This window comes from Myxococcus virescens (assembly GCF_900101905.1).
In the GTDB taxonomy this organism is placed as follows: Bacteria; Myxococcota; Myxococcia; order Myxococcales; family Myxococcaceae; genus Myxococcus; species Myxococcus virescens.
This window is the reverse complement of sequence record NZ_FNAJ01000014.1, coordinates 68446-94127: the sequence shown is the minus strand read 5'-3', so window position 1 is coordinate 94127 and position 25682 is coordinate 68446. Positions and strand designations below refer to the sequence as shown.

The window sequence follows — 25682 nt, the reverse complement described above, 5'->3', positions numbered from 1 at the left end:
GCCCGCGGGTCAGACGGATGCCCCTGGCCGCTCGCCCGACTCTTCCGGACGCCGCTCCGGGGGCGCCATGAACTCGGGGCCTACGGGCTCGGGCACGGACTCGTTCACCACCGAGTCCGTGTACGTCAGGGCCTCGTCGTCGAGTCTCCAGCCCATCACGTCCCGCAGTGGCTCCAGCTCGCCGGGGTGGCGGGCTCCCCACAGCGCCGCTGTGACGCCGGGCTGGTCCAGCACCCAGCGGACCGCGAACGGGAGCACGCCCTTGTCGTAGCGCTCGCGCGCGAACTGCGCGAGCCGCTGGACGGCCTGCAGGTACTGTGCGTAGCGCGGCGGCAGGAACTTGGGGTCGGTCTTTCGCAGGTCGTCTCCTTCAAACCGGGTGTTCTCGTTCATCGTCCCGGCCAGCAGTCCCCGGCAGAGTGCGCCGTAGGTGAGGGTGGCCACGCCATTCGTGCGGCACCAGGGGATGATGTCCTCCAGGGCTTCCCGCTCGAAGAGGTTGAGCGGGGGCTGCGCCGAGGCGAGCGGCGCCACACGCCGGAACCGCTCCATCGCCTCGATGGAGTAGTTGGAGACGCCGATCGCGCGGACCTTTCCGGCGCGCTGGAGGTCGAGCAGCGCCTGGGCAGTCTCCTCATAGGGCGTGGAGAAGTCCGGCCAATGGACCTGGTAGAGGTCGACGTAGTCGGTGCGCAGGCGCCTCAGCGAGACCTCGAGCTCCTGGATGACCTGTTGTCGCGACGAGTTGCGGATGACTCCGTCCCCGCGCCGCTCCAGGCCCACCTTGGTGGCCACGACGACCAGTTCGCGCCCGCCTCGTTCGGCGAGCGCCCTGCCCACGACTTCCTCTGAGTGCCCGAAGCCGTAGGCCGGCGCGGTGTCGATGAGCGTGATGCCCAGGTCGAGCGCTGCGTGGATGGTCCGCACCGACTCGTCGTCGTCGGTGCCACCCCACTGCGACCCGCCCATGGCCCAGGTGCCCAGGCCCACGCGGCTGGTAGGGGCCGAAATGCCGAGAATCGATGCGTACTCCATGGCGCTCCTCCGTGTGCGTATTGCTGCCCTCGGGCGGGGGCTCATCCGGGGGCGGCGCGGCTTCGGGGCTGGCGTTCAGGATGGATGGTGCATCGGCGGTGTCGCTCCGCCGCCCGTCGGATGAGCGCCCGGCCGGTAGGCGGGGGCCTCATCGGGCTTGCATCGTTGTTCCACCAAGCCTGGCTGCGAAACGCCCCCTTCGTGTCATTCGTCGCCCTGGCACATCGGTGTGCACCGCTCACCTGCGAATCAAGCTGTCGCCTGGCGGGGGCAGGGAGCCGACTCGTACTGCCCGGCTCACGAGGGCGTGGAACTGCCGCACGGTGCGGCTGTCCGGCCCAGGCTTTCCGTCGCGAGGGCGTGCCTATTTGAAAGACAGACCCGTCATTGAGCGAGGTGCGGCATGCATGCGGTGGCAGTGTTTCCAGGGACGCGCGAGGTTCGCCTCGTCGACTCGCCGGAGCCTCGGCCCGTGACGGGCTCTCAGGTGCTCCTGAAGGTCCTCGAAGTGGGCATCTGCGGCACGGACCGGGAGATCGGTGCCTTTGAATACGGGACGCCTCCTCCGGACTCCGACCACCTCATTCTCGGGCACGAGGCGCTCGCGAAAGTGGTGGCGACGGGCCCGGACGTCACCCTGGTCCGCGAGGGAGACCTCGTGGTCCCCACCGTTCGCCGGCCCTGTCCTCATGCGCGCTGTCATCCCTGTCGCGCGGAGCGTCAGGACTTCTGTGTCACAGGGGATTTCCGGGAGCGGGGCATCAAGGCGGCGCACGGCTTCCTCCAGGAGTGGGTGGTGGAAGAGGAGGGGCACCTGGTCGTGGTGCCCCGCCAGCTCTCCGACGTGGCGGTGCTGGTCGAGCCGCTCTCCGTGGCCGCCAAGGCCGCGGAGCAAGTACAGGCCATTCAGCGGAGGCTGCCCTGGGAGCGCGCACGCGTGCGAGCGCTGGCTCTCGGCGCCGGGCCGGTGGGGCTCCTGGGCGCCATGAGCATGGTGGTGAACCACTTTGACACCTTCGTCTACTCCCTGGAGCCCGCGGCCAGCGAGCGCGCGAACCTCATCCGCTCCTTCGGTGCCACCTACGTCTCCGGACAGGACGTGCCCCTCGGGGAGCTCGGAAAGAAGGTCGGGACGTTCGACATCATCTACGAGGCTGTGGGCGTGTCGAAGGTCGCGTTCGCGGCCATCGATGCGCTGGGGCCCAATGGGCTCTTCATCTTCACAGGCATCCCCGCGCACGGCGGCCCGAACCCCGTGGATACCGACACCCTGATGCGCAACATCGTGCTGAGGAACCAACTGCTCCTCGGGACCGTGAACGCGAGCCGGAGCGCTTACGAGCTGGCGCTCCGCGAGCTGGAGCAAGCGATGTTCTTGTTCCCGCAGAGCGTGCGCGCCCTCATGACCCATCGGGTTCCCATCCAGGAGACGCCCGCGCTCCTCAAGGGGGCAGGTGGCATCAAGCAGGTGGTTCAGTTGGCTTCATGAGTGAGGCGTCCTGAGGCTCCGGCCTGGGGCCTGCTTCGCCGCCGGCCCGGAGCCATGTGATGGCGGGCCGACGCAGCTGAGGCTCACTCCGCTGCCCGGGTGCGCCGGAGCGGCGCGTTGCGCGAGCCCGTCTCACATCCCAATGTCCAGACATGTCATCCCCCCTCGAGCACTACGGCCTTATCGGCGACCTGACGACCATTGCACTGGTATCACGGAGCGGCTCCATCGACTGGATGTGCCTGCCGCGCATCGACTCCGATGCCTGCTTCGCCAAGTTGCTCGGCACAAACGAACATGGCTACTGGAGCCTCCGGCCCGCGGCGGAGGTCCGGGCCGTCCAGCAGCGCTACCGGCCGGAGACGTTGGTGTTGGAGACGGAGGTGACCTGTGACGGCGGCCGGGCGCGCATCATCGACTTCATGCCTCCGGGGGAGACTGAGCACGACATCATCCGCATCGTCGAGGGGCTCGAAGGTGAGGTCCCGATGCATTCCGACCTCAAGGTGCGCTTTGCCTATGGCAAGTTGACCCCCTGGATTCAGTGCAGCAGTCACCGCGCCACCCTGACCTCGGGGCCGGACGCGCTCGCATTCAGCAGCCCGGTTCCGCTCGTACCGGACTGGGATGAGGCTCGCCTGGAAGCGGACTTTGTCGTCCGCGCAGGGGAGCGGCTCCCCTGCTCGCTGACGTTCTATGCGTCGCACATGGCTGCGCCGGAGCACCCTGTCGATGCGGAGCGGGACCTGGTGCGGACTGAGCAGTACTGGCGTGAATGGGCGAGCCGGTGCCGATACGAGGGCTCTTTTCGCGACGCCGTGGTGCGCTCGCTCATCACCTTGAAGGCGCTCACCTATGCGCCGACCGGAGGCATCGTCGCGGCACCGACCACGTCGCTCCCCGAAGAACTCGGCGGAGTCCGAAACTGGGACTACCGCTACTGCTGGCTTCGAGACGCATCCCTCACGCTCGAGGCGCTGATGCGAGGAGGCTACCTCGATGAGGCGCGGGCCTGGCGCGACTGGCTGCTGCGTGCCGTCGCTGGCGCTCCGGCTGAGGCGCAGATCATGTACGGCGTCGCCGGCGAGCACCGTCTCCCCGAGATCGAGCTGCCATGGCTTCCCGGTTACGAGGAGTCTCGGCCGGTGCGCATCGGGAATGGCGCGTACGGCCAGTTCCAACTGGACGTCTACGGTGAAACGCTGAACGCGATGTATGAGGCGCGCGTGTACGGGGTGCCGGAGGCAGGATCGCTCCCCTGGGACACGCTGAAGGTGCTCGTCGACTTCGTGGAGAAGAGCTGGCAGCGTCCGGACGAGGGCATCTGGGAGATCCGCAGCAAGCGCCTGCTCCATTTCACGCACTCGAAGCTCATGGCGTGGGTCGCGGTGGATCGAGGCGTCCGCTTCGTCGAGCAGTTCGGTGCCAACGCGCCGGAGAAGCTGAAGAAGCGCCTGCCCCGCTGGCGCGCGCTGCGCGAGGAGATCCGCGCCGACATCCTGGCGCGTGCCTACAACTCGCGCGTGGGAGCCTTCACGCAGTCCTATGGCTCGGACGCCCTCGACGCGAGCGTGCTCCTGATTCCGCACTTGGGCTTCCTGCCTGCGGATGACCCGCGCATGTTGGGCACTGTCGCCGCCATCGAGAAGGGCCTCACCAAGGCTGGGTTTGTGGAGCGCTACTTGACCGAGACGGGCGTGGACGGACTTGCGGGCCATGAGGCCACGTTCCTCATCTGCAGCTTCTGGCTCGTCGACAACTACACCATGGTTGGCCGCCTCGACGAGGCGGGGGCGCTGTTCCAGCGCCTCGTCTCCATCCGGAACGACCTCGGGCTGCTGGCCGAGGAGTACCACCCCGGGCTGCACCGCCAGCTTGGCAACTTCCCACAGGCGTTCTCCCATGTCGGGCTCATCAACAGCGCTGTGTTGCTGGAGGCCAAGCGGGCAGGGCGGGACGTGTCGTTCACCGCCATGGCCGCCGCGAGCATGCACTAGGCGCTCGAGGTGCAACCACTCCCCAGCCCCACCTGGCCAGGGCACGTGCCCCCTGTGTCAGGGATGTTGTCGCCTCGGCTGACGTGCCGAGCTGACCAGCTTGTGCCCCACGTGGCACGCAGCGCTTGTCGACGCTGCGACCTCCAGTGGGGGCCCGCTCATGTGTTGGCGGTCGTGCGCAGCGCCGCGAGGAATTGCTGCACGACCGGCGAGTTCGCTTGGCCGTCGTACACGAATTCGACGTCGAAGCGGCCGTCGAGCTCGTCAATCGGGACCAGCCGCACCGTGCGCGGGCACGTTGGTGAAATGCTCTCTGGCACGAATGCGTAGCCCATTCCGGCTGCGACGAGTCCGATGAGCGTCGGGATGTCGCTGCCGACCTGCGCGATGCGCGGCGTGAAGCCGGCCCGCCGGCACTGCTCGAGTAGGAACCGGTGATGCGCTGCGGACCGGAGTGGGTCGAACCAGACGAACGGCGCGCCGGCGAGTTCAGCCAGTTGACGAGGCGCGCGGAAGCGCTGGCCCGGCGTGGATGGCATCGCGAGCACGAATCGGTCGCGTAGCAGCCGCATGCCTGACAGATGCGATGCCTCGCTCTGTCGCCACGCCATGATGCCGCCATCGAGATCGCCGCGTGATATCGCGGTTGCCTGCTCGGCTGATAACATTGGCGAGATCGACAGCATGACGTCCGGGCAGGCGCTCCGGAAGGCCTTGAGGGCGTTCGACACCATCGGCAACGGGAAGTAATTCGGTAGCACGCCGAGACGCAGCTCGCCGAGCTGACCGGCCGCGCTGCGCAGCGCACGTTCGCGGCTACCCTGCAATTCGGAGAGTAGGCGTGTCGCGTCCTGCAGGAAGCTCGCGCCGGCTGCTGTGAGTGCGATGCCCGTCGAGCGGCGGCTGAGCAGCGGGGTGCCGACCGCTTCCTCGAGCTCGCGGATCTGCCGGGAAAGCGCGGGTTGAACAATCCCGACTGCGCGGGCGCCGGCCATCATGCTGCCGGCCTCAGCGACCGCCACAAAGTAGCGCAGATGGCGCAGTTCGACCTGTCGCATGAGATGCCTGTCCGTTCCGTCGATATACTCAATAGGCATGACGGGCTGCACTGAAGAGTATTGGAAAGTATGAGTGGCGCGGCTTAGGTTGTCCAGGGGCACGACAACTGTCCGCATGTTGCAGACGTGTGTCGCACTTCGATAGATGCCACTTCATATCCAGACGCCTTACATCCGTTCGCAAGCTGCATCCCGTCGGCTCGGCAAAGACGTCTTGTTCAAGCTCGAGGCGATGCAGCCGTCCGGCTCGTTCAAGCTGCGCGGCGTCGGTGCGGTATGTGACGCGCGGCGCGCGGCAGGCATCCGCCGCTTCGTGTCGTCGTCGGGTGGCAATGCGGGCATTGCGGTCGCCTATTCGGGTCGCGAACTCGGCGTGCCGGTGCTCGTCGTTGTTCCGGAGAGCACGTCCGCGCGCGCACGCGACCTGATCCGTCTCGAAGGCGCGGAGTTGATCGTCCACGGCGCGTCTTGGGCAGAGGCGAACATGTTTGCGCAATCCGTGCTCAGCCCTCATGACGCGTTCGTGCATCCATTCGACGAGCCAGCGCTGTGGCAGGGCCATTCAACGATGATCGACGAGATGGCGGCAGCCGGACCGAAGCCCGACGCCGTCGTGCTGGCAGTTGGCGGCGGTGGGTTGCTGTGCGGCGTTCTCGAAGGACTGGCTCGCAATGGCTGGGGCGATGTGCCGGTTGTCGCGGCCGAGACCCAAGGCGCAGACTGCTATGCGCGCTCGATTGCGCAGGGGCGGCCAGTCGAATTGCCTGCGATTACGAGTGTCGCCACGTCGCTCGGCGCGAAGCGGCCTTGCGATGCGGCGGTGGAGTGGGCGACACGCCATGTGGTCGAGAACATCGTTGTGTCCGATGCAGCAGCAGTGGCCGCCTCACTGCGGTTTCTCGACGAACACCGGATTCTGGTGGAGCCCGCGTGCGGGGCCGCGCTGGCCGCGCTCGACGCGGCATCGTCGGTGCTTGCCGCCGCGTCACGCATCGCGGTGATCGTCTGCGGTGGCGTCACGGCGACGGTTGAGCATCTGCAGGCATTGAGCCGCCGGGAGCGATGACAGCGGGTCGAGCGGAACTCATGGCTCTCCCTGAGCCTTCGAGGGCGATTCCGCCTCCGCTTCGCCAGCACGGTCATTCGTTAGACCCGTGCGCGCCGTGACGGAGCAACCGGATTCAGGGGCGGAATCGCCACTCCGGCCATTCCTTCACTCAACGAGCCTCACATAGCCTTGCCGAGACAGGGACCACGTCCCTCCCTGTTGGACGGGGGCCTCGTACTGATTGAAGAGATCCGCGTAGGCGCGGTCTGCACCGTTGTTCTTGGCCCACATCGAGAGCGATGCCAGTCCCGGAGGGAGTCGGGTCACAGGCGTCAGCTCCGCGGGTAGCTCGAACGGCGTGAACGATGTCACGTGGCTGGGAGCCGTCAATCTCCAGAGGAGTTGGTGGTCTCTGCTCTGAGCGTTGAGATACGCATGCACCACCTGCGCGGTGGGGGCCACGTTCCACGCCAAGGTGAAGCCCTTGGTCCGAGCGACGGCCGGCGTCTCCATGGTGCCGAGTGGAATCGAGGTGAGTTGAAGGGGAGGGGGGATTGTCACGACAGGGGACGAGCCGCCCTCCGTGAGGACCGTTGCGCTCGCGGAGGTGACTCCGGCCGCTCCATCTGAACCCACGGTCACCGTCGTGACCATCCGGAGGAGGTCGAAGGGCGGGGTGAGCGACATCGAGGGAAGCTGGAGCGGCGGAGCGCCGGTCACCATGCTCCTGAAGAGGTACATGGTGCCGAGTTTGAAATCCATCGTGACGAGGGCCTCCGTGCCGTAGGGCTCGAAGTTCTCCACGCTGACCTGCTGAAACTGGTCCTCGGCGCGGTCCAGGGCGATCTCCACGTCGTCAAGTGTCTGCCCGGCCTGGAGCGTGATGTTGCTCTTGAGTCCGAAGCGACGTGTCGAATTCACGTACTCCATGGCAAAGAGATGCACAGGCATGACTCCGCTCCCCGAAATGTCAATTTCGAATGAGCCATCTGTTGCTGCCCTCGTGGAGTTGCCATGGCCCTGCTGGTCGGCGCTCGCGACGAAGACCTCCTGGACGACGCTGGTCCTCCCGGTGATGCGCCCCTTCAGGGTGGCTTGCCCCGTCTCTCCTCCGGTGTCCTCTTTCGTGTATTGCTGGAGCCAGACTTCTGGCTGCTCCAGGGCGAGGTAGGTGTCGGCGAAGGTCTTCTCCGTGGAAACCGCCAGCAGGGTGACATCCTGTGGACCCTGGATGTCGGGGTCCACGAAGCGCGCGACACCATCCTGGCCGAGCGGCTGCCGGAACCGGCTCCCATCCCCAAGCAGGACATAGATGCCGACGAGCTGGCTCGGGTCTCCGATGTCTTCCCAGAGCCGCGAGTGGACTGTCAGCGAGCCCCGGATGGGAGCGTTCGATGGCCCTGGCTCGGCAGGTGGCGGCTTGCCGGGTTTGTCGCCGCAGGCCACGAGGAACAGCACGATGAGCGGAAGTAGTCGGTGCATGTGTCGGCTCCGGGATCGGGATGGTCTGGGTCGGACGAGGAGGACATGGGTGCTACCTCGCGAAGCAGTCGGTGTGCCATGCGGCGCCACGGCCGAGGCAGCGTGTTCTCTCGAGGGGTTATCGAAGGGGGTTGCCATGGCCCCGCTTCTCCGAAGGTGGCACCGTGCCTTCGCGGTGCGTACGTGGCGATGCGGTGGGCAGGGAAGACATGCCATGACACCGGAGCTTCTTCTGCGCGATTGAGACGTCTCGAAAGCCAGAGGGTGCGTGGACTGTCGAGCCGTGGTTCGCTTCGCTCGTAGGGCGGAAGTGACTCCCCTGTGTGTCTATTCCGGCAGGCTTCCGACGGCGTCACCACGATGATGACGATGACGGTGCGCCATGCGTACTCGACTTGATGCATTATCGAGTGTGTCCGCCGCGTGTGGCTGGCCCAGCGGCCGAATGGGGGATGGACTCCGGGATTGACATCCTCGCTGTTACTCGGAGAAGTCGAGCTCGACCTCGACAGAGCCGGAACCCTCCGTGGGGTCGAGCTCCATCAGGCGTGCGCGCATCGTGCCCCAAGCCCAGTACACGGGGAAATTGGAGGTACCATCGTCGGCGGCCGCTATCGCCGTGAGTGTCAAGGTGCAGCTGCCCGTTTGGCTGCCTACCTCGTGTGCCGAATCCCATCGCCGGTCATTCGAACTTATGAAGACACCGCAGTCGACCGACTCCGATGGCCCCGTGAACGTGCCGGTCTCGGGCTTCTGACGCACGAAGGTGCGGACTTGGAGGACGATGGGTTCTTCCTCGAGGGGATCAAGGAGGAACGAGAAGGTGTTGAATTGTTTGGAGTGGATGAGAGAGCCTCTTGGGCACGCGGCTGTCGCGGTGATGGCGCCCGTTACCCTCGCGGTACACGTGGTGCTGCGTTGCGTAGTCGAAGGTGTGTCCGCAGGCGGCAAGTGACTCTCTCCACAGCCGACCAGAAGCACGGCGCCCAGTGTGGCCCTACCTATCGTGATATTCATATGTCCTCGCGTCGACGTGCTCTATGGGAGCGGAAGAAGCATGTGGAGGCGGAGTGGAGTCGCCCCCGCCAAATCGGACACGGTCAAGCCTCGCGCGGTCATCGCCACCATTCAGGGCGAATGGGACATGAGTCACCTCCGCTCGCGAGTCTGGTCCTGAGGGTGTGACCCAACTGTGACGGTGCGAGAGTCGTGCGCCCATCGACGTGCTGAGATGGAGGGCGTGGTGCGATGGCCGTTCACTCTAGGGCATAGTGCCGAAGGCGAGGTTGATGCGTGCACGAGTACGATTTGATCGCGGACTGGTATGCCGCCCAACGCGCAGGCCGCATGGGCGTCCCGGAAGTGACTGCGCTCGCGGCCTCACTTCCAGCCGGTGCCTGGGTGCTGGACGTCGGCTGCGGCACTGGACTGCCGCTGACGCGGGTGCTGCTGGAGCACGGCTGCCACGTGATGGGCGTGGATAGTTCCCGCGAGCTGCTGGCGCGATTTCAAGTGAACTTCCCCCACGTGCCAGTGAGCTGTGCGCCCATCCAGTCGTGTGAGCTTCAGGAGCGGGCGTTCGACGCCGCGATCGCGTGGGGTGTCCTGTTCCACCTGCGCCACGAAGCGCAGGAACAGGCGATCGCCAATATCGCGAGGGCATTGAAACCTGGCGCCGCGTTCCTCTTCACCTCGGGCGACGCCCACGGCTCCATCGACGGCGAGCCGATGAATGGCGTGTCGTTCCGCTATCACTCGTACAGCGTCGACGGGTATCGCGACCTGCTGCGCGCGCACGGACTCACGCTGGAGTCGACGCACACGGACCCAGGCGAGAACGTCTACTACCTGTCGCGCAAGGCGGGTCCGTAAATCGGAGAGCAGACCCTCACAGGCTCACAGTTCGACCATGACCCCGGCCGCGATGACAGCCAGGACGAACACCGAAATCGCGGTGTAGATGTAGTCGCGCTCGCGCAGGGACATGACCAGCATCAGCGCCACACGCGCGATGGGCAAAATGATGAACAAGGCCACACCGATTTTCATCACGTCATGGCCGCTGAGGCTGGGGGCGAGGACACTCCAGAAGTCATGTGTCGCGCCCAAGGCCATCCCGGCGGCAACGAGCGCTGAAGCAAGCCAAGTGCCGTTCCAAAGCAGTCCGGCGATGCTCTGCTCGTTTCGATCAATGCGATTGGTCGTAGACTTCATGCCGACCCTCCGAGGACCTGAACACCCAGGGCGCTCAGGAGCATTTGAACCGCAAGCAGGGTGAGGATCACCACGAAGGAGATGCGAATTTTCTCAGCGGGCAGCCTCATCAGCAAACGCGCCCCGACGAGCGCCCCGACGACTGATCCAAGTGCGACAGGCCCCGCAATGCCGATGTCGATATCGCCTCGCACGAAGTAGGCGCCAGCGCTCGCGGCGGCCGTCACGCCGATCATGAAGTTCGAGGTGGCAGACGAGACCTTGATGGGCAGCCGCAAGGCGGTATCCATGGCAGGGATTTTGAGCACGCCGGAGCCAATGCCGAGCAGCGCCGAGATCACGCCAGCCCCGTACATCAGAGCCAGGCTGACCGGCACGTGACCCACCTGATAAGGCACGTCGCGGCCTGATGCATGGTCGGGAAAGCTCGAATGCAGGCGTAGCACCGTGGCCAGACTCTTCACGTTTGGCCCGCTGGCATCGACCCCTTGCACTTCGCGCCGCCGCGCTAGCATCTGCTTTGCGGAGAGCGCCAAGATAAAAGCAAACAGGCCGTACAGAAACGAATTCGAGACGATGCCGATCAGGAAAACGCCTGTCAGCGCGCCGAGTGTGGTGGCTGTCTCAAGGACGATCGCAAGCCGAATGTTGGTCAGGCGCCTCTTCAGGAGCGGCGCAGCGCTGCCGCACGAACAGGCAATCACCGAGATGATGCTCGCGCCAATCGCCACGTGAATGTCGATGCGGAAGAACAGCGTGAGGATTGGCACGATGAAGATGCCGCTGGCCATGCCAAGCACACCGCCGAGGGCACTCGCGCCAAAGGCGGACGCGAACAGCCAGAAGACCATCGTGGGGTTCATTGACGTGTCTCCGGCTCATGACCGCACGCGTGGGCGCCGGGACAAGCGAGTGATGAACCTGATGAGGTCGCCGCGATAGTGGAGCCTTTCGTAGTCGATTGGGCGAGACCCTTCGGTATAGGACGTGCGCTCGATCAGGAAGATCGGGTTGCCGGGCTCCACGGCGAGCGCTTGTGCAACGGTCGGCGTGGCTGTGATGGCTTCTAGCCGGTATTCGGCCTCAATCAATGGCAGGCGGTATCGTTCTTCGAGCAGTGCGAAGATTGGCTCGGTTTCTAGATCGTGGGTGACGATCTTCTCCCCTAGCTCGCGCGGCAGGTAGGTTTCATCGAAGGACATGGCCAAGCCGTCGGCGAGCCGCACGCGTTGGATACGCATGACGAGGCTGCCGGGCGACACGGCGAGCTGCCGGGCAACGTCAGCATCGGCTGGGACGATCTGACTATCCAGGAGCCGAGCGGTCGGGGTGCGGCCGAGTGCCTGCATGTCCTCGACGAAGCCAGTCAGCTCGGTCAGTTCTTGGATGATCTTGGGCTGCGCGACGAAGGTGCCTACGCCGCGCCGGATCTCCACCAAGCCCCGGGCCACGAGGTTCTCGATCGCTTTTCGGACTGTCGTTCGGCTAACGCCGAACCGCTCAATCAAGCGGTCTTCCGTGGGAAGTTGGCTGCGAGGAGGGAGGACCCCGGCTGCGATTTCAGAAGCAAGCGTCAATTCGACTTTCGCATAGAGGGGGTTGGATTCACGCGTGGCACCCATCATGACATCACGACATCATGATGTCGTGATGTCAATGTCCCTCTCGAGCGAGAAGACGCCCATGCTGTGCATGGTCGCTTCCTGATTCAGGACTCGACGAGTCCTTCTCGGATTCACCCTGCGTGCGTTGGTTGGAGCTGAGCGGGGAGCAGAAAGACGAGCTCAGGGCGGCCCATGGCACTGGCACCCGGGGCCCCCGTGGCAGGCCGTTCACCGCGAGCTTGTCGTCATGGGGGCAGAGCGCCTGGCGTGCCGTCTGTGAGGATGCCAGCGAGCGCGGCGATGTGCCGCTCGTCGGTGCCACAACACCCGCCGAGCACGCGTGTGCCGAGTTCCACATGGACGCGAGCCATCTCCCGAGCAAAAGCGTCCGGGGGCGCGCAGTCGAGCTCCGTGCGCCCGTCGAGCTCCTCGGGCGAGAGTCGAGAGGTGTTGGCCTGCAGGCCCACCACCCGCGCGCCGAGGGAGGGCGATGCGGCCAGTTGGTGCGACAGGCCCTCGCGGAAGACGGAGGGGTGGACGCAATTCACCATGTACGCGGTTGGGCGCGCGTCGGGCAGGGCGTCGATGCGCGCGACGGCCTCGGCCAGCGGGGTCCCGTCGAGCAGCGTCCCGGTGGGGCGGAGGACGAAGCTCAGCAGGAACGGCGCCCCGGTGCGCGCCATCGCCAGGGCGAGGCCCTCTGCCTCCGAGAGGGCCGGCAGCGCCTGGGCCACGAGGAAGTCCACTCCAGCACGCGAGAGCGCCTCCACGTGCGGCGCATGGAAGGCTGCCGCCTCCCGGCGGGGCAGCGCTTCCGCGGGCTGGTAGGCATCCCCGCGGCACCCGACGAGCCCGCCGATGAAGATGCGCGTCTCCCGCTCGCCGAACTCATCGCGCAGGCCCGCCAGCAGCCTCACCGCCTCGGTGAAGACGTCCCGGCCAGCGAGGCCCGCGCGCGCGAGTCGTTCCGCGTTCGCGCGCCAGGTAGGCGTGAGGAGGAGGGTGGGCAGGCCATGACGCAGGCCGATGTCGCGGTAGTCACGGTAGATGGCTGCGAGCGCCTCACGTCCCTCCGGCTCAACGAGGAGGCTCGCGTTGGCCACATGCGGGTCCAGCAGTCCCGCGGGGTGGCGGCGCAGGCGCTCGACCACGGAGCCCTCGGTGAGCATCCGCGGTGCGTTGTGCAGGGCATGAAGGAACGCCGCGTGGTTCGCCAGGCCACCCATCAGCGGGCCCCCTTCATCGTCAGCACCATCCGAAACCTCGCTTCGCCAGACCTCATTCGGGAATATGCCTCGCCTGCCTTTTCAGTGGCATCGTTTCGATGAGCGGCCGGACGTCGGCGAGGAGGCTGACGTCCAGCGCCTTCTCGGCCTCGCGCGGCGAGCCGGTCAGGGGTCCTCGTACTCGACCTGGACGAAGGGCGACCCAACCCGGGGACGCTCCGGAGCCCGGTTCGCGCCGGACTGACTTCGAATCATTCCGACGTCTGGGAAGCCTTCAAGGGGTCAGCTGTACTTGTTGCGCCCTGCCATGACGCCGCCGTCGACATCCCAGATTGCGCCGGTGACCCAAGAAGCCTCGTTCGACAGCAGATGGACGATGGTCTGCGCAACATCCTCTGCGCGGCCCACGCGGCCGAGTGGATGGAACCCGTTGAACCCCTGGAGCGCACCGTGAACCTGCTCCTTTGGGATGAAGCCTTCGTAGATGGGGGTCTCGACGACAGCGGGCGAGACAGCGTTGACGCGGATGCCATGTCCGGCCAGCTCCATCGCCAGGTGCTGCGTCAACGAGTGGAGTCCTGCCTTGGCCATCGAATAGGCCGAGGAGGGAGTGGCCTGGATGGCCTGCCTGGCCCACATCGAGCCAATGTTGACAATCGCGCCCCCCTTGCGCAGCGCGACCATGGAGCGGGCGACAGCCTGCGTGATGAAGAAGATCGCCTTGTTGATGTCGAGGTACAGGTCGTAGTCACGCTCCTCGTGCTCCAAGAATGCCTTCGGCAGGAAGACCCCCGCTGCGTTGACCAGCAGCGTCGCGTCGGCGTGGTCCTTCTGCAACTGGGCCACCAGGGCCTGTCTCTCCGCGCTGGATGTGATGTCCGCGCGCAGGCCCTCCACAGGGCCGGACGAAGCCAGCTCCGCGACGGCGGCCTGGAGCTTGTCGTCTCGATGACCGATGACGACGGCGCGACCGCCCTCCTCAAGGAGGATACGAGCCACGGCCTTCCCCATCCCGCTGGTACCGCCCACAACGATGAGCTTCTGATTGGCGAATCGCGCGCTCATTGGAAATGTGCTCCTTTGCTGGTCCTGGGTGAATGTCGGGCCGCCACGGTCGGCGGCGGCCCGACACGGAAGGCATCAGGCGGCTTGGTAGATGCGGACTTCCGGGGCGGCGTCGAGGAGTGGCTTCAACGCGCTCACAACGTCGGCGGTGAACAAGTCGCTTTGGAGATAGGCGTTGGCCTGCTGCGCCGTGTCGAACCCATGGAGCACCTGTACGTCTTCGTCACGCACGAGCAACTCCTTCGACTTTGCGCCGACGACCTTCTCGAGGAATGGCGCCTTGTAGCGCTTGTACACGTCGGCGGCAGCGGGCCGGTTGGCGGGAGAAATTTGCAGGGTGATCTGCAGGTAGACCATCGGTTTCCTCCGTCTTGATGTCTGTGTTACGTGAAAGAACAACTATCCATTGTGTGGGTGTCTCGACGTCGGCACAGTGGGGCGACGAAGGATTCATGCTCCCGGGGCATCGTCGCGGCAACCGAGATGTTCTTGGCATCCAGCAAAGGAAACCTTTACCGCCCATGAATGCGCCCGAACACCTCAACGCCCTGCGCGCCTTCGAGGCGAGTGCCAGGCACGAGAGCTTCTCTGCCGCGGCCGCCGAGCTTCATGTGACTCCGGCGGCGGTCGGACAACTCGTGCGAAGCCTCGAGGAGGCGCTCGGCACGCCGCTCTTCCATCGGGGCACGAGTGGGCGCAAGCGGCTGGTCCTCACCGAAGCGGCCCAGCGGGCGCTGCCGGATATCCGCGCGGGGTTCGAGCGGCTGAGCGTCGGCGTCGCGAGGCTGAAAGAAGGCTCACCGGTCGGGGTGCTGACGGTGACGGTGAGCCCCGCCTTCGCGGCCAAGTGGCTGCTCCCTCGCCTGGAGCGTTTCCAATCCGCGTGGCCAGAACTGGACGTTCGGCTCGATGCGTCCATCGACCTGCTCGACTTCGCCGCGCGCGGTGTGGATATCGGCGTGCGCTACGGAGCGGGGGACTGGCCCGGGTTGGTTTCGGAGAAGCTTTTCGACGAAGAGGTCTATCCCGTCTGTTCCCCTGCGCTCCTTCGGCAGGGCCGCCGTCTGCGTCGGCCTTCGGACCTGGGCGGCGTACGACTCATCCACGACCGCTCCGTGGATGCCCGGGCGGGATTCGCCACGTGGGATGCCTGGCTTGAGAAGGCGGGGGTCAAGGACGTCGAGACGAAGCGAGGCCTTCGTATCAACAACTCCGCTGCGGTACTTCAGGCAGCAATCGACGGGCAGGGCGTGGCGCTGGCCCGCAGCATCATGGCGCATGACGACCTCGCGGCCGGACGGCTGGTGCGCCTGTTCCCGGAGGTCGAGTTCCCTTCCAGGCTCGCCTACTACGTCGTCTACCGACCCGAGTGCGCCACCCTCCCGAAGTTGGTGGCGTTTCGTGAATGGCTCGTTCGCGAAGCGTCCTAGCGCCAGGCGCTCTCGCACAGATGCAGGTCGCGCGGGGAGGTGAGGCGGACAGCCACGTGTCACATGTCGAGGTCCTCGTGCGCGTGCCGGTCGTAGCGGGCGCCGACGGCCCGGCGTGATGTCCTGCTGGGGCCGATACTCGTCGACGCCCTGACCCGCCTGGCTCCTTGAAGGCGCGAGGCCGGGAACTTCCGAGGTTCGAGGCCGTGTCCTCGAGGACATGAGTCTTGGCCTCCCCGGCATCTTCCTCGCGGGCCTGCTGACATTCCTGTCGCCCTGCGTCCTTCCACTCGTCCCGCTCTACCTGTCCTTCCTCGCGGGTGTGTCCCTGTCGCAGCTGCGGGAGGCGGGCAGTGGCGTGCGGCGGCCATGGGGTGTGGCGCTGGCGTTCTCACTGGGGCTCGGCTCCGTGTTCGTCGCGCTCGGCATGGCGGCCACCGCCATGGGCGGGCTGCTCGCGGAGCATCGGAGCGGGCTCCTCCAGTTCGGAGGGCTCGCGCTCTTCCTGTTGGGGCTCAAGCAGCTTGGGGTCATCCAGATTCCCTGGATGGACGGTGAGGCGCGGCCCCTGCTCGGGCGGGTGCGGCGGGGCGGCAGCCTGCTGGGCGCCTTCCTCTTTGGCGCCGCCTTCGCCCTGGGGTGGACGCCGTGCATCGGGCCGGTGCTCGGTGGGGTGCTCACCTATACCGCCTCCTCCACTTCGGAGCCCCTCATGGGGGCGCTCTACCTCGGCACCTATGCCGCGGGGCTCTCCGTTCCGCTGCTCCTTGTGGCCGCCGCCGCTCCGGTGGCGCTGCGGTGGATGGAGCGCGCGAAGCGGCACTTGCGCAAGTTCGAGGTCGCCACAGGGGTGCTGCTCGCCGGGTTGGGGGTGCTGCTCTTCACCGACTCGTTGGCGTTGCTCGTGCCCTCGGCGGGGGGAGGAGAGACTTCCGCCCCCGTGATGGAGCGTCGCGCCTCGTCCTCGCCGGCCGCCTCGGAGACGGCGTGCACTTCCGAGGAAGGCGGCGATGGCACGTGCGCGCTCCCGGAGGAGGGGGGCGTCCCATCCTTCATCGGTCCGTCCGCGCTGGCCCGGGTTGACGGCCCGACGATGGTGGAGTTCGTGAGCCAGAGTTGCCCCGTCTGCCAGCGGATGGAGCCCACGGTGGCCCTGGCCGAGCAACACTGCTCGGGAAAGGGCGTTGAGGTCCTCCGCCTCGATGTGGGGACCGCGGAGGGCCGGCGGGCCGCGGTCCAATATGGCGTTCGCGGCGTTCCCACGTTCCTCTTCCTGGACGCCGCGGGCCAGGAGGTGGCGCGCCGCGTGGGTGAGCAATCCCTGACCTCCCTCTGGCAGGGACTGGAGGTCATCGCGGGCGGCCGCTGTGCTGGGCTCTTCCCGTAGACGCCAGTCGCTACGGCGCGGCGAGTAGCGCCTCCAGGCGCCGCGCGTAGAACGCACGCGAGCGCTCGCCGTTGACGGCTGCCACCACCACGCCCTCTCGGTTGATGAAGACGGTGGCGGGCACGGTGGAGATGCGCAGCGGGCCCAGCACCTCCCCCTTCGCCGTGGCCACGGTCATGTGCACTCCCAGCGCGGCCGCCGTCTGGCGGTTTCGCGCCTCACTGGGATTGAGCGAGAGCGCGAGGAAGCCGACGCCGCGCGCCTCGTACTCACTCCTCAGGGCTTCGAGCTCGGGCAACTCCCGAGCACAGGCGTGTCAGCCTGGGGCCCACACGTTGATGACCCAGGGACGGCCCAGCAGCGCCGCCCGGTCGATGCGCTCTCCCGCCAGCGTCTCGGCCCGCAGGGTCTCCGGCACCGGCGTGCCGGGGCGGTCATAGCGGTCATTGCGGTCACACGCTCCCTGCATCAGGGCGAGCGCAATCAGGAGCGGGAAGCAAAGGAGACGGCGCATGGGTTTCTATATGCCCACGGAAGCACGCCCGCGCATCTTCTTTCCGAGCGGGCGTTCCGGCGGTCGGGGTGTTCCGGAAGGACACCGCGACTGCCCACAAAAGTTCCACGCGGGGACAGTGGTGTCCTCCACGGACTCGGCTTCAACGCCGCGCGCGACTGGCCGCGCTACCTCCAGGAGCGCCGCGAGGGTGCCCTGCTGGCCGCTGAGTTTGGTGGCTCAACAACCCGGTGCGGTACACGCAGGTCTTCCGTTCCATCAGGAGCGCTGTTGGTGGAACGGGAGCCCTTCGGCTCGCCGCTCGTGTATATGCCTCCGCTCCTCCTTCCTCTGGAGCCGATATGAGCGCCCTGCCCGCGTGCCCGAAGTGCAACTCCGCCTACACGTACGAAGACGGCAGCCTCTACGTCTGCCCGGAGTGCGCGCATGAGTGGTCGACCGTCGCTGCCGCAGCGCCAGGGGAAGAGAAGCGCGAGGTGCGCGACGCCTACGGCAACCTGCTTCAGGACGGCGATAGCGTCACCGTCATCAAGGATTTGAAGGTCAAGGGCTCGTCGACGGTGGTCAAGGTCGGCACCAAGGTCCGGAGCATCCGCCTCGTCGACGGCGACCACGACATCGACTGCAAGATCGACGGCATCGGTGCGATGGGGCTCAAGTCGGAGTTCGTGAAGAAGGCGTAAGTGGGCTCGAGCCGCTTCGCGAACCGCCCCAGGCTGCACTAGAAGAGGCTGCCAGGTTCACCGCACCCCGTTCCTGGAGCCGCCCCACGTGCAGCCCTCAGCCCCCCAACGTCATCGAGAGCCGCCCCGCTCCTGGTGGACGCGCTTCCTGGACTTCATGGAGCTGTCCTCTCCCGAAGGGCGCTGGGGGCTCGGGCTCGTGCTCGGCCTGCTCGTCATCGGCTTCTGGCCGCTGTTGCTGCTGGCGGTCCTCGACGTGAGCGGGACGCCGCGCAAGGTGCTGGTCGCGCTGGGGCCCGCGTCGATCTGCCTGGGGTTCGCCCTGCTCATCCTGGTGTGCGGCTACCGGTACGGTGAGTCGCTCCGGTGGTCGCGCGCCCAGACGTGGGGGCTCGCCGCGCTGTTCCTGGGCATGGGCCTCGCGGGTGGCGCGGGCCTGTGGTTCAGCGAGGGCTGAGCTCGCGCTCCCGGCGAGCGCGCCCTCAGCCCTCCTGCTCAGCGCCCTCGAAGGTGACCTTCGCCTTGTTCATGACGTGCTCCACCGCGAGCAGGTACCAGCCCATCTCGGCGAGTTGTTTCGTCGTCTCGGCCGACTCGCGCAGGGCGGCGTGCGCATCCGCGGCGGTGAGCCCGAAGGGCTCCAACTGGTCGCGCACCAACTGCTCGAGCTTCTCCGGGGTGAGCTGAAGCTTCTGCTCCTCGGTGATGGCTTTCAGCACGATGCCGATGTGCAGCCGACGCTCGACGTCCGCGCGCGTGGTGGGGTCCGTGAGCCAGCCCTCGAGCGCTTCCCGCTGCTCGTCGACGTCGAACTGGTGCTCGAGCATGCCCTGGCCCTCGGCCTGGACCCAGCGGCGGCGCAGCTCTTCGTCCACCAGCGCGCGAGGCAGCTCCACCGGAGCACGCCGGACCAGCTCGTCCAGCACCATGTCCCGCGCCTGGACCCAGAGCTGTGCCGCCGCCGCGTCCTCCAGCTCGTCGCGCAGGTGGGCCATCACCTCGCCCAGCGTGCTGCCCAGCCCGAGCTTCTCGAGGAACTCGGGGGCGCTCTCCGGGGGCAGCGTCACCTCGTGGGCGGCCAGGACGTCCACCAGGAAGCGCGCGGGCTTCCCCTGGAGCGCCTCCACGGGGTACGTCTCCGGCAGCTCCAGGGCAATCTGCAGGGACTCGCCCACCTTGGCACCCTCGGCCACGGCCTCGCTGAAGCCGGGCAGGGCCTCGATGGGGGCCAGCTCCGTCGTCATGCCGAAGCGCGCGGAGAAGGGGATGAGCTTCCCGTCGCAGTAGCCCACGATGTTGAGCCGCACCTCGTCGCCCAGCTCCAGCGACTCGCCGGGCTGACGCTCGCGCGAGGTCGCCAGGGCGCGGCGCTTCTCGTGGAAGGCGCGCAGCAGGTCCTCCTCGGTCAGGTCGTCCGGGGTGGGGACCCGCACCGAGACTCCCTCCAGGGAGGGCGCCTGCACCGTGGGAAGCTCGAGGGTCTTGGCGGAGCCGAGGCTCACCACCGGGCTCATCTTCAGGAGGCGCTCGACTCCACGACCTGGTCCTTGCGTCCCTTGCTTGCGGCTCACGAATGCTCCCGGGAGATAGGCTTGCCAGCGCCCGCGCCAATGGGGGGAAAAGCGACGGCTCGGCATGGACCAGGGCATAGTCCAGCCGAGCCGTTCTGACAAACCCCGAAGGGTGGGGCGCTGCTCTAGAAGAAGGCGCCCACGATGCTGGACACCGTGGAGACCGCGGCGCCCACCTGGCTGACAATCGGGATGTTGGTGGCCGCGGCGACCGAGCCCACCGCGGTGATGACGGACGTCACCTTCTTGCCCGTGCTCGCGTTCTTGTCCATCAGCGTCGCGCCAGCGTTGGCCACGTCGACCGCGGCGATGGCCACGTTGACGCCCGGGGCGAACCGGCCCAGCGCCTTGGCGGCGGTGCCGGCGGCGGCCTTCGCGCCCTGCTTGAGGGCCGCCTCACCGGCCTCCTTGCCCGCCGTCTTCAGCGCGGCCTTGGCGGCCTGGCGCGTGCCACTGCCCGTCAGGCCCTGGGCCAGGGTGCTGGTCGCCTTCGCCGTCTCGGCCGCGGCGGACTTGACGGCCCGGCCCACGCCCTTCGCGGTGCCGCCCTCGAAGATGCCCTTGGTGGCGGCGTCCTTGACGGCCTTGAGCACGTCGTCGCTGGCGTTGGGGAGCGACTTCTTGAAGGCGTCGACGGCCTTCTTGCCGGCCTCCAGCTTGTCCTTGAAGACGGTGCCACCGAGCACGCCGCCCATCACCTTGCCGCCGACGATGCCGCCCGTCGCGGCGGACAGGCCCGCCTTGGTCGCGTCGAGCGTCGAGCGCGTGGCGGTGATGATGTCGTCCTTGCTACCGCTGCGGATGGCCTGACGGATGTCCTTGACGGCCGTGGCGCCCGACATCACCGCGCCAGGGATGCCCGCGTAGCGCGCGGCGGCCTTCATGCCAGCGCCCAACTTGGTCAGGCCCTTGAACTCGCCCACGGCGTAGGTGGGGTTGCTGACGAACGCCCGGTTGGCGCCGGTCAGCAGGCCCTCGGCGCCGTTCTTGATGTTCTTGATCTGCTGGAAGGCATCCTTGCCGTACCCGAAGGCCTTCGCGCTCTGGGTGGCAACCGCCGTGGCGCCCTTGATGAGCCCCTTGTTGTCCTCGACGGTCTTCTGGACGTCCTTGGCTACCTTCTGGACGTTGGCGCGGGCAGAGTTGAAGGTCTTGCGGATATCGAAACCCATGGTGGGCCTCTCGGAATTGGATGGGACGAACTTGCGGGGATTATCGCGTGCACCCCGCCGGAGTTGCGTCAGGATCGACAATCCCGCGATGCCTCAGCGCCAGTGCCCATGGCGGCGTTCAGAATCCCCGATACCCCCTGTAAAAAAGGGGGTGGGCGTACTCCCGGCCGTCGAGGCGTGATGCGGTGCGTTACGCTTGGGGGGAGGCGGTTTCCTGCCTGTCAGCAGGAGCCGCCGGTCTGTGGCTGCCGAAAAGTAGGGTCCGGTGCCACATGTGCGTTGGCGAACGCGTCATTGCGTGCACGGTACTGCGAGTGGGGCCCCGAAAAACGGGGGCAGAGCAGGGCCATCGGCCCATGTTCTTACGGGGCGATCACTGCACCGTCAGACCTCCGTCGACGGTGAGCGCCTCGCCGAGGACATAGCTCGCTGCGGAACTGCAAAGCCACAACACGGCCGCGGCGATTTCCTCGGGCCGGCCCGCGCGGCCGATGGGCGCGCCTTTTTCCAGTTCGGCAAAGGCTTGCTCGCTCCCGCCGACGACGTCCCGAGCAATCTGCGTGTCGATCGTGCCGGGGTTCACCGCGTTCACGCGGATGCCCCGCTTGGCATACTCCAGGCCGGCGGTCCGGGTCAGGCCGACGACGCCATGCTTGGAAGCGATGTAGGCGCCGATACCGGGATTGCCGGTCAATGCGCCGACCGAGGCGTTGTTGACGATGGCTCCGCTGCCCTGACGCTGCATCTGCTGCAGTTCGTACTTCATGCAGTTCCACACGCCGCGCAGGTTGATGCCGATCACGCGGTCAAACTCCTCGCTGGTGGCGTCGGCGGTCGGGGCGAGCCTGGCCATGACGCCTGCGTTGTTGAACGCCATGTCGAGCCGGCCGTACTCGGCGACCGTCCGCTCGATCAGGGCGGCGACCTGCGCCTCGTTGCTGACGTCGCAGGCCACGCCGATGGCGATGCCGCCTTCCTCGACAATCTTGGCGACTTCCTTGGCGACGCGGTCGCCGTCGCGGTCGGCCAGGACCACGGACGCACCGCTCTGTGCGAAGGCGCGAGCCGTGGCGAGGCCCATTCCCATTGCAGCGCCGGTCACCAGGGCCACCTGTCCCTTGAAGTCATACGTCGGATTCATGTCTCATCCTCCAGGTTGGCGATGAAATACAAACAACGACGACTCTCGTCGGCCGGGCGCCGCGCGGCTACCAAGCGTAGGCATTGGGCGCCTCGCCGCCCGGACCCGGCCAGATCTCATCCAGCTTCGCCAGCGTCTCGTTCGAGAGCGTCAGGGAGGGGGCCTTGAGGTTCTGGCGCAGTTGCTCGACGGTGCGCGGGCCGCTGATGGCGGCGGTAACGACCGGATTGTGGAGCAGCCACGCAAGCGCAACGTTGGAGGGCGTCTCGCCGAGCTCGCCGCACAGCGCTTCGTAGGCCGTGAGCTGCGGGCGCAGTCTTGCGATCTTCTGCTGGAGCTGCGGCGCGGCCCGGCGTCCTGCGGCAACCTTGCCCAGCACGCCGCCCAAGAGGCCCATGCCGATGGGACTCCACGGGATGAGGCCCACGCCGAAGTGACGCAGCGCCGGAATCACCTCGAGCTCGATGGTGCGCTGGGTCAGATTGTAGAGGCTCTGCTCCGACGCGAGCCCCAGGAGGTTGCGCGAGGCGGCCGTGCACTGCGCGGTAACGATATCCCAGCCGGCGAAGTTGCTGCTGCCGACGTAGGTGATTTTACCCTCCCGGAGGAGCTGTTCCATGGCCTGCCAGATTTCCTCCCAGGGCGTCGCCCGGTCGACGTGGTGCATCTGGTAGAGGTCGATGTGGTCGGTCTTCAGCCGGCGCAGGCTGGCCTCGCACGCACGGCGGATATGATAGGCAGAGAGCCGGCGATCGTTCGGCCCGGTCCCCATCGGCTGGTACACCTTGGTTGCCAGCACGATCCGATCGCGCCGGCTGCCCTGCGAAAGCCAGCGGCCGATGATTTCCTCGGAGATGCCGAATCCCTTTTCCATGTCGGGCGATTGTGGGCCGCCGTAGACATCCGCCGTGTCGAAGAAGTTGATGCCGGCGCCCAGGGCTTCGTCCATGATTGAGAAGCTGGTGGCTTCATCGGTCAGTTCGCCGAAATTCATGGTGCCGAGCGCCAACCGGCTGACCTTCAGGCCGGTGCGGCCCAGATGTGCGTAGTCCATCGGTAGTCCTCCTGGGAATCATGCGATGAGGCATTGCAAGGCAATGCACAGGGAGTCTGGAGCCCGACTGGCTGTTGAGCAGTCATTGACAACGGCCTGGGACGACAGGGGGTCGAGATTTTCGGACGCATCTCGAACGGGTGAGGTTCAGCCGTTGATTTCGATGACGTAGCGATAGCGAGCCTTCTTGGCGACGACCTTGGACCACGCGTCGTCGATGCCCGTCATCGGGATTTTCTGGATGTCTGGCTTGATGTTGTTGCGCGCGCAGAAGTCGACCATCTCCTGCGTCTCGCGAATGCCGCCCGTGTTCGAGCCGGCAATGGCGTTGCGGAGCAAGACCAGGTTCATCTGGCCGACGTCGAGGGTGTCCACCGTCTTACCCACGCCGACCCGGCAATATGTCGCGTCGCGCTTGAGGAGAGGGACGAAGCGATTGAGATCGTGCCGCTGGGGAACCGTGTCGAGCGCGAAGTCGAAGGAGTGCCTGAGCGCGGAGAAGTCTGCGCCGTCGCGGTTGACGACCACGTTGGTGGCGCCGAAGCGCTTCGCATCGTCGATCTTTTCAGGCGACGTGGTGAACACGGTAATCTCCGCTCCCAGCGCCTTGGCGAGCTTCACTGCCAGGTGCCCGAGGCCGCCCAGGCCGATGATCGCGACCTTCTTGCCCGTCGAGACGCCCCATCGACGGAGGGGCGAGTACACGGTGATGCCGGCACACAACAGAGGTCCTGCCTCCGCGAGGTCGATGGCGTCCGGGATGTTGATGACAAAGTCCTCGTCCACCACGACGAATGTGGAATAGCCGCCTTGGGTCGTCGAGCCATCCCTGTCCTTCGAGCCGTAGGCCTGTGTGTTCCCGTTCAGACAATAGTTCTCGTGGCCGGCGTCGCATTCGACGCAGCGCCGGCACGAGTTGACCATGGTGCCGACGCCGACCCGTGCGCCGACGCGGAACTTGCTGACGCTCGAGCCCACGGCGACGACCTCGCCAGCGAGTTCGTGGCCTACGATGAGAGGGTATTGAATCGGTCCCCAATCGCCGCGGACCGTGTGGATGTCGGAGTGGCACACGCCGCAATAGTGGAGCTTGATGGCGACGTCCCTGGGGCCGAGCGCGCGACGCTGGAACTGCATCGGCCTGAGCGGGCCAGTCGGCGCGTAGGCCGCCATGCCTTCGGTGGGGAAGGGCCCCGGCCCCACGGTGTCAGAGGTCGGCCTCGCGGGAGCCGGCGCACCCGCTGTCGTCTCCGCTCGCAGGTTGGCTCCCGTTCCAGTTGCGGCGCACGCCGCCACCGGTGCAGCGGCGAGCCCGAGGAGGAGTCGCCTTCGCTCAGGTGAATGCTGCTTGCTGCGGTCAGATGAGGTGGTCATGCCTTTCTCCTTGCCGTATGCGTTCCAGCCGGACTCGCGCCGACCCGCGGCATGAGCCGGCACCCGGGGTTGCGTCAGATTCCGACCGTCTGACCGCCGTCGATGACCATCGCGTGTCCCACGACGAATGCTGCCTCGTCCGAGCACAACCAAAGGGCCGCAGCGGCGATCTCCTCAGGCTTGCCCATGCGCCCGATGGGCTCCTGAGCGATCACGCGCGCTCTCCCTTCCGCGGTGCCGCCACTGAAACGCTCCATCATCGGTGTGTCGATGATGCCGGGGCAGAGCGCGTTGATGCGGATGTTCGACGGGGCGTAGTCCAGCGCCGCCGCCTTCGTCAGGCCGATGACGCCATGCTTCGCGGCGGTGTACGCGGCTTGCCCTCGAACCGCCGTGATGCCAGCCCCGGAGGACGTGTTGACGATGGTGCCGCCGCCCTGCCGGAGCATCAGGGCGATTTCGTACTTCATGCACAGGAACACACTGCGAAGGTTGACGTGAAGGATTCGGTCCCACGCGTCTTCGGTGAGGTCGGCCGCCTTGGCGAGCGGCTGCTCGGCGCCGGCGTTGTTGAACGCGGCGTCGAGACGTCCGAACGCATCGATTGTCGTCTCCAGGGCGCGCTTCACGTCCTCCGCGCGTGTGACGTCGCACTTGACGGTCAGCGCTTCCGCGCCGAGGTCGCGGAGCAGCTGGGCCGTCTCCTCGTTCCCGCGCTCAGAGATGTCGGCGAGCGCCACCCTGGCTCCCTCTCGGGCGAAGGCCAGCGCCGTCGCTCGCCCGATTCCGTTCGCCGCTCCTGTCACGAATGCGACCCTGCCCGCGAACCGCTGTTGCCTCTCTGTCACCATCACGCTCTCCTTTCCTTTCTGCTGCGCTGCCGTCAGTGTCTCGGCCAGCATCCTGGGTTCTTGAGCCGGTACCGCAGCCAGACGGCGCCTCCCTTGAGGCCCTGGACGGGGCATGCAGCCCCTCCTCCTCGCGTGCCGCGTCGAAGAGGCTCGGCGCGCCGTCGACGGACGGGCAGACAATGCGGCTCACCTCTTTGGGCATGCACTGCCGGGCGGCTTGGGGACTACATTGCAGCCGACGTTGACTGCGGACTAGGCACCCATGGATGGACGTGCCGTTAAGCAGC

At 66.7% G+C, this 25682-nt stretch carries 24 protein-coding genes; 8 read left to right on the top strand and 16 right to left on the bottom strand.

What is annotated here, in order from left to right; genetic code table 11:
• Positions 1-9 precede the first annotated feature (9 nt).
• Positions 10-1035 (bottom strand): aldo/keto reductase, encoded by a 1026-nt coding sequence (locus tag BLU09_RS29690; RefSeq protein WP_090493402.1) that lies wholly within the window; start codon positions 1033-1035, stop codon positions 10-12.
• A 403-nt stretch (positions 1036-1438) separates the two neighbouring features.
• On the opposite strand from BLU09_RS29690, the gene BLU09_RS29685 reads away from it, so the two are divergent.
• Positions 1439-2524, top strand: coding sequence for a glucose 1-dehydrogenase (locus BLU09_RS29685; RefSeq protein WP_090493399.1), 1086 nt, complete (start codon positions 1439-1441; stop codon positions 2522-2524).
• Positions 2525-2676: 152 nt separating this feature from the next.
• A complete protein-coding gene (locus BLU09_RS29680) occupies positions 2677-4521 on the top strand; it encodes a glycoside hydrolase family 15 protein (RefSeq protein WP_090493397.1) in 1845 nt (614 codons plus the stop codon).
• 158 nt (positions 4522-4679) lie between these two features.
• Here the strand turns inward: BLU09_RS29680 and BLU09_RS29675 are convergent, their stop codons facing one another.
• Entirely contained in the window at positions 4680-5579 is a 900-nt protein-coding gene (locus tag BLU09_RS29675) for a LysR family transcriptional regulator (RefSeq protein WP_090493598.1), read from the bottom strand.
• Positions 5580-5724: 145 nt separating this feature from the next.
• Here BLU09_RS29675 and BLU09_RS29670 point away from each other — a divergent pair, with 145 nt between their 5' ends.
• Positions 5725-6645, top strand: a complete 921-nt coding sequence (locus tag BLU09_RS29670; protein WP_090493395.1) for a pyridoxal-phosphate dependent enzyme — start codon at positions 5725-5727, stop codon at positions 6643-6645.
• 147 nt (positions 6646-6792) lie between these two features.
• Here BLU09_RS29670 and BLU09_RS29665 read toward each other — a convergent pair whose 3' ends face one another.
• On the bottom strand, positions 6793-8085 hold the full coding sequence (locus BLU09_RS29665) for a hypothetical protein (RefSeq protein ID WP_244172119.1): 1293 nt from the start codon (positions 8083-8085) through the stop codon (positions 6793-6795).
• A 1317-nt stretch (positions 8086-9402) separates the two neighbouring features.
• Here BLU09_RS29665 and BLU09_RS29655 point away from each other — a divergent pair.
• A complete protein-coding gene (locus tag BLU09_RS29655) occupies positions 9403-9981 on the top strand; it encodes a class I SAM-dependent DNA methyltransferase (RefSeq protein WP_090493389.1) in 579 nt (192 codons plus the stop codon).
• A 24-nt stretch (positions 9982-10005) separates the two neighbouring features.
• Here the strand turns inward: BLU09_RS29655 and BLU09_RS29650 are convergent, their stop codons facing one another.
• The 6 genes from BLU09_RS29650 to BLU09_RS29620 all read right to left on the bottom strand — a co-directional run bounded on the left by BLU09_RS29650 (position 10006) and on the right by BLU09_RS29620 (position 14575).
• A complete protein-coding gene (locus tag BLU09_RS29650) occupies positions 10006-10323 on the bottom strand; it encodes a DUF1634 domain-containing protein (RefSeq protein ID WP_090493387.1) in 318 nt (105 codons plus the stop codon).
• Positions 10320-11186, bottom strand: a complete 867-nt coding sequence (locus tag BLU09_RS29645; RefSeq protein ID WP_090493385.1) for a sulfite exporter TauE/SafE family protein — start codon at positions 11184-11186, stop codon at positions 10320-10322. Before BLU09_RS29645 ends, BLU09_RS29650 begins: the two co-directional genes overlap by 4 nt.
• Before the next feature lie 15 nt (positions 11187-11201).
• Complete coding sequence (locus tag BLU09_RS29640; RefSeq protein WP_244172118.1) at positions 11202-11948, bottom strand: GntR family transcriptional regulator; 747 nt, start codon at positions 11946-11948, stop codon at positions 11202-11204.
• A gap of 224 nt (positions 11949-12172) precedes the next feature.
• Positions 12173-13153, bottom strand: coding sequence for a homocysteine S-methyltransferase family protein (locus BLU09_RS29635; RefSeq protein WP_090493383.1), 981 nt, complete (start codon positions 13151-13153; stop codon positions 12173-12175).
• 282 nt (positions 13154-13435) lie between these two features.
• Positions 13436-14218 carry an SDR family NAD(P)-dependent oxidoreductase gene (locus BLU09_RS29625; protein ID WP_090493379.1) on the bottom strand — a complete coding sequence of 261 codons (783 nt, stop codon included), beginning with the start codon at positions 14216-14218 and terminating at the stop codon, positions 13436-13438.
• A 75-nt stretch (positions 14219-14293) separates the two neighbouring features.
• Positions 14294-14575: a hypothetical protein gene (locus tag BLU09_RS29620; protein WP_167371186.1), complete on the bottom strand. Its 282-nt coding sequence runs from the start codon at positions 14573-14575 to the stop codon at positions 14294-14296.
• Between the two features lie 95 nt (positions 14576-14670).
• On the opposite strand from BLU09_RS29620, the gene gcvA reads away from it, so the two are divergent.
• Both gcvA and BLU09_RS29610 read left to right on the top strand, forming a co-directional pair.
• Positions 14671-15648, top strand: coding sequence for a transcriptional regulator GcvA (gene gcvA / locus BLU09_RS29615; protein WP_244172117.1), 978 nt, complete (start codon positions 14671-14673; stop codon positions 15646-15648).
• 220 nt (positions 15649-15868) lie between these two features.
• A complete protein-coding gene (locus BLU09_RS29610; RefSeq protein WP_090493373.1) occupies positions 15869-17035 on the top strand; it encodes a cytochrome c biogenesis protein CcdA in 1167 nt (388 codons plus the stop codon).
• Between the two features lie 10 nt (positions 17036-17045).
• Here BLU09_RS29610 and BLU09_RS29605 read toward each other — a convergent pair whose 3' ends face one another.
• A complete protein-coding gene (locus BLU09_RS29605; RefSeq protein WP_090493371.1) occupies positions 17046-17549 on the bottom strand; it encodes a TlpA family protein disulfide reductase in 504 nt (167 codons plus the stop codon).
• Positions 17550-17890: 341 nt separating this feature from the next.
• Between BLU09_RS29605 and BLU09_RS29600 the strand changes: the two genes are divergently transcribed.
• Both BLU09_RS29600 and BLU09_RS29595 read left to right on the top strand, forming a co-directional pair.
• Positions 17891-18232 carry a zinc ribbon domain-containing protein YjdM gene (locus tag BLU09_RS29600; RefSeq protein ID WP_090493369.1) on the top strand — a complete coding sequence of 114 codons (342 nt, stop codon included), beginning with the start codon at positions 17891-17893 and terminating at the stop codon, positions 18230-18232.
• Between the two features lie 88 nt (positions 18233-18320).
• Positions 18321-18689, top strand: a complete 369-nt coding sequence (locus BLU09_RS29595) for a hypothetical protein (RefSeq protein ID WP_225888145.1) — start codon at positions 18321-18323, stop codon at positions 18687-18689.
• Between the two features lie 25 nt (positions 18690-18714).
• Here BLU09_RS29595 and BLU09_RS29590 read toward each other — a convergent pair whose 3' ends face one another.
• From BLU09_RS29590 to BLU09_RS29565, 6 genes are all read right to left on the bottom strand, one after another.
• Positions 18715-19734: a trigger factor gene (locus tag BLU09_RS29590; protein ID WP_244172116.1), complete on the bottom strand. Its 1020-nt coding sequence runs from the start codon at positions 19732-19734 to the stop codon at positions 18715-18717.
• Between the two features lie 194 nt (positions 19735-19928).
• Positions 19929-20975: a hypothetical protein gene (locus BLU09_RS29585; protein ID WP_090493363.1), complete on the bottom strand. Its 1047-nt coding sequence runs from the start codon at positions 20973-20975 to the stop codon at positions 19929-19931.
• A gap of 373 nt (positions 20976-21348) precedes the next feature.
• Positions 21349-22116, bottom strand: coding sequence for a glucose 1-dehydrogenase (locus BLU09_RS29580; RefSeq protein WP_090493361.1), 768 nt, complete (start codon positions 22114-22116; stop codon positions 21349-21351).
• Positions 22117-22183: 67 nt separating this feature from the next.
• The gene (locus BLU09_RS29575) at positions 22184-23170 is read right to left on the bottom strand and encodes an aldo/keto reductase (RefSeq protein WP_090493358.1); all 987 of its coding nucleotides are present in this window, start codon (positions 23168-23170) and stop codon (positions 22184-22186) included.
• A 147-nt stretch (positions 23171-23317) separates the two neighbouring features.
• Entirely contained in the window at positions 23318-24544 is a 1227-nt protein-coding gene (locus BLU09_RS29570; RefSeq protein WP_279627377.1) for an NAD(P)-dependent alcohol dehydrogenase, read from the bottom strand.
• A 74-nt stretch (positions 24545-24618) separates the two neighbouring features.
• Complete coding sequence (locus BLU09_RS29565; protein ID WP_244172115.1) at positions 24619-25446, bottom strand: SDR family oxidoreductase; 828 nt, start codon at positions 25444-25446, stop codon at positions 24619-24621.
• Positions 25447-25682: the final 236 nt, after the last annotated feature.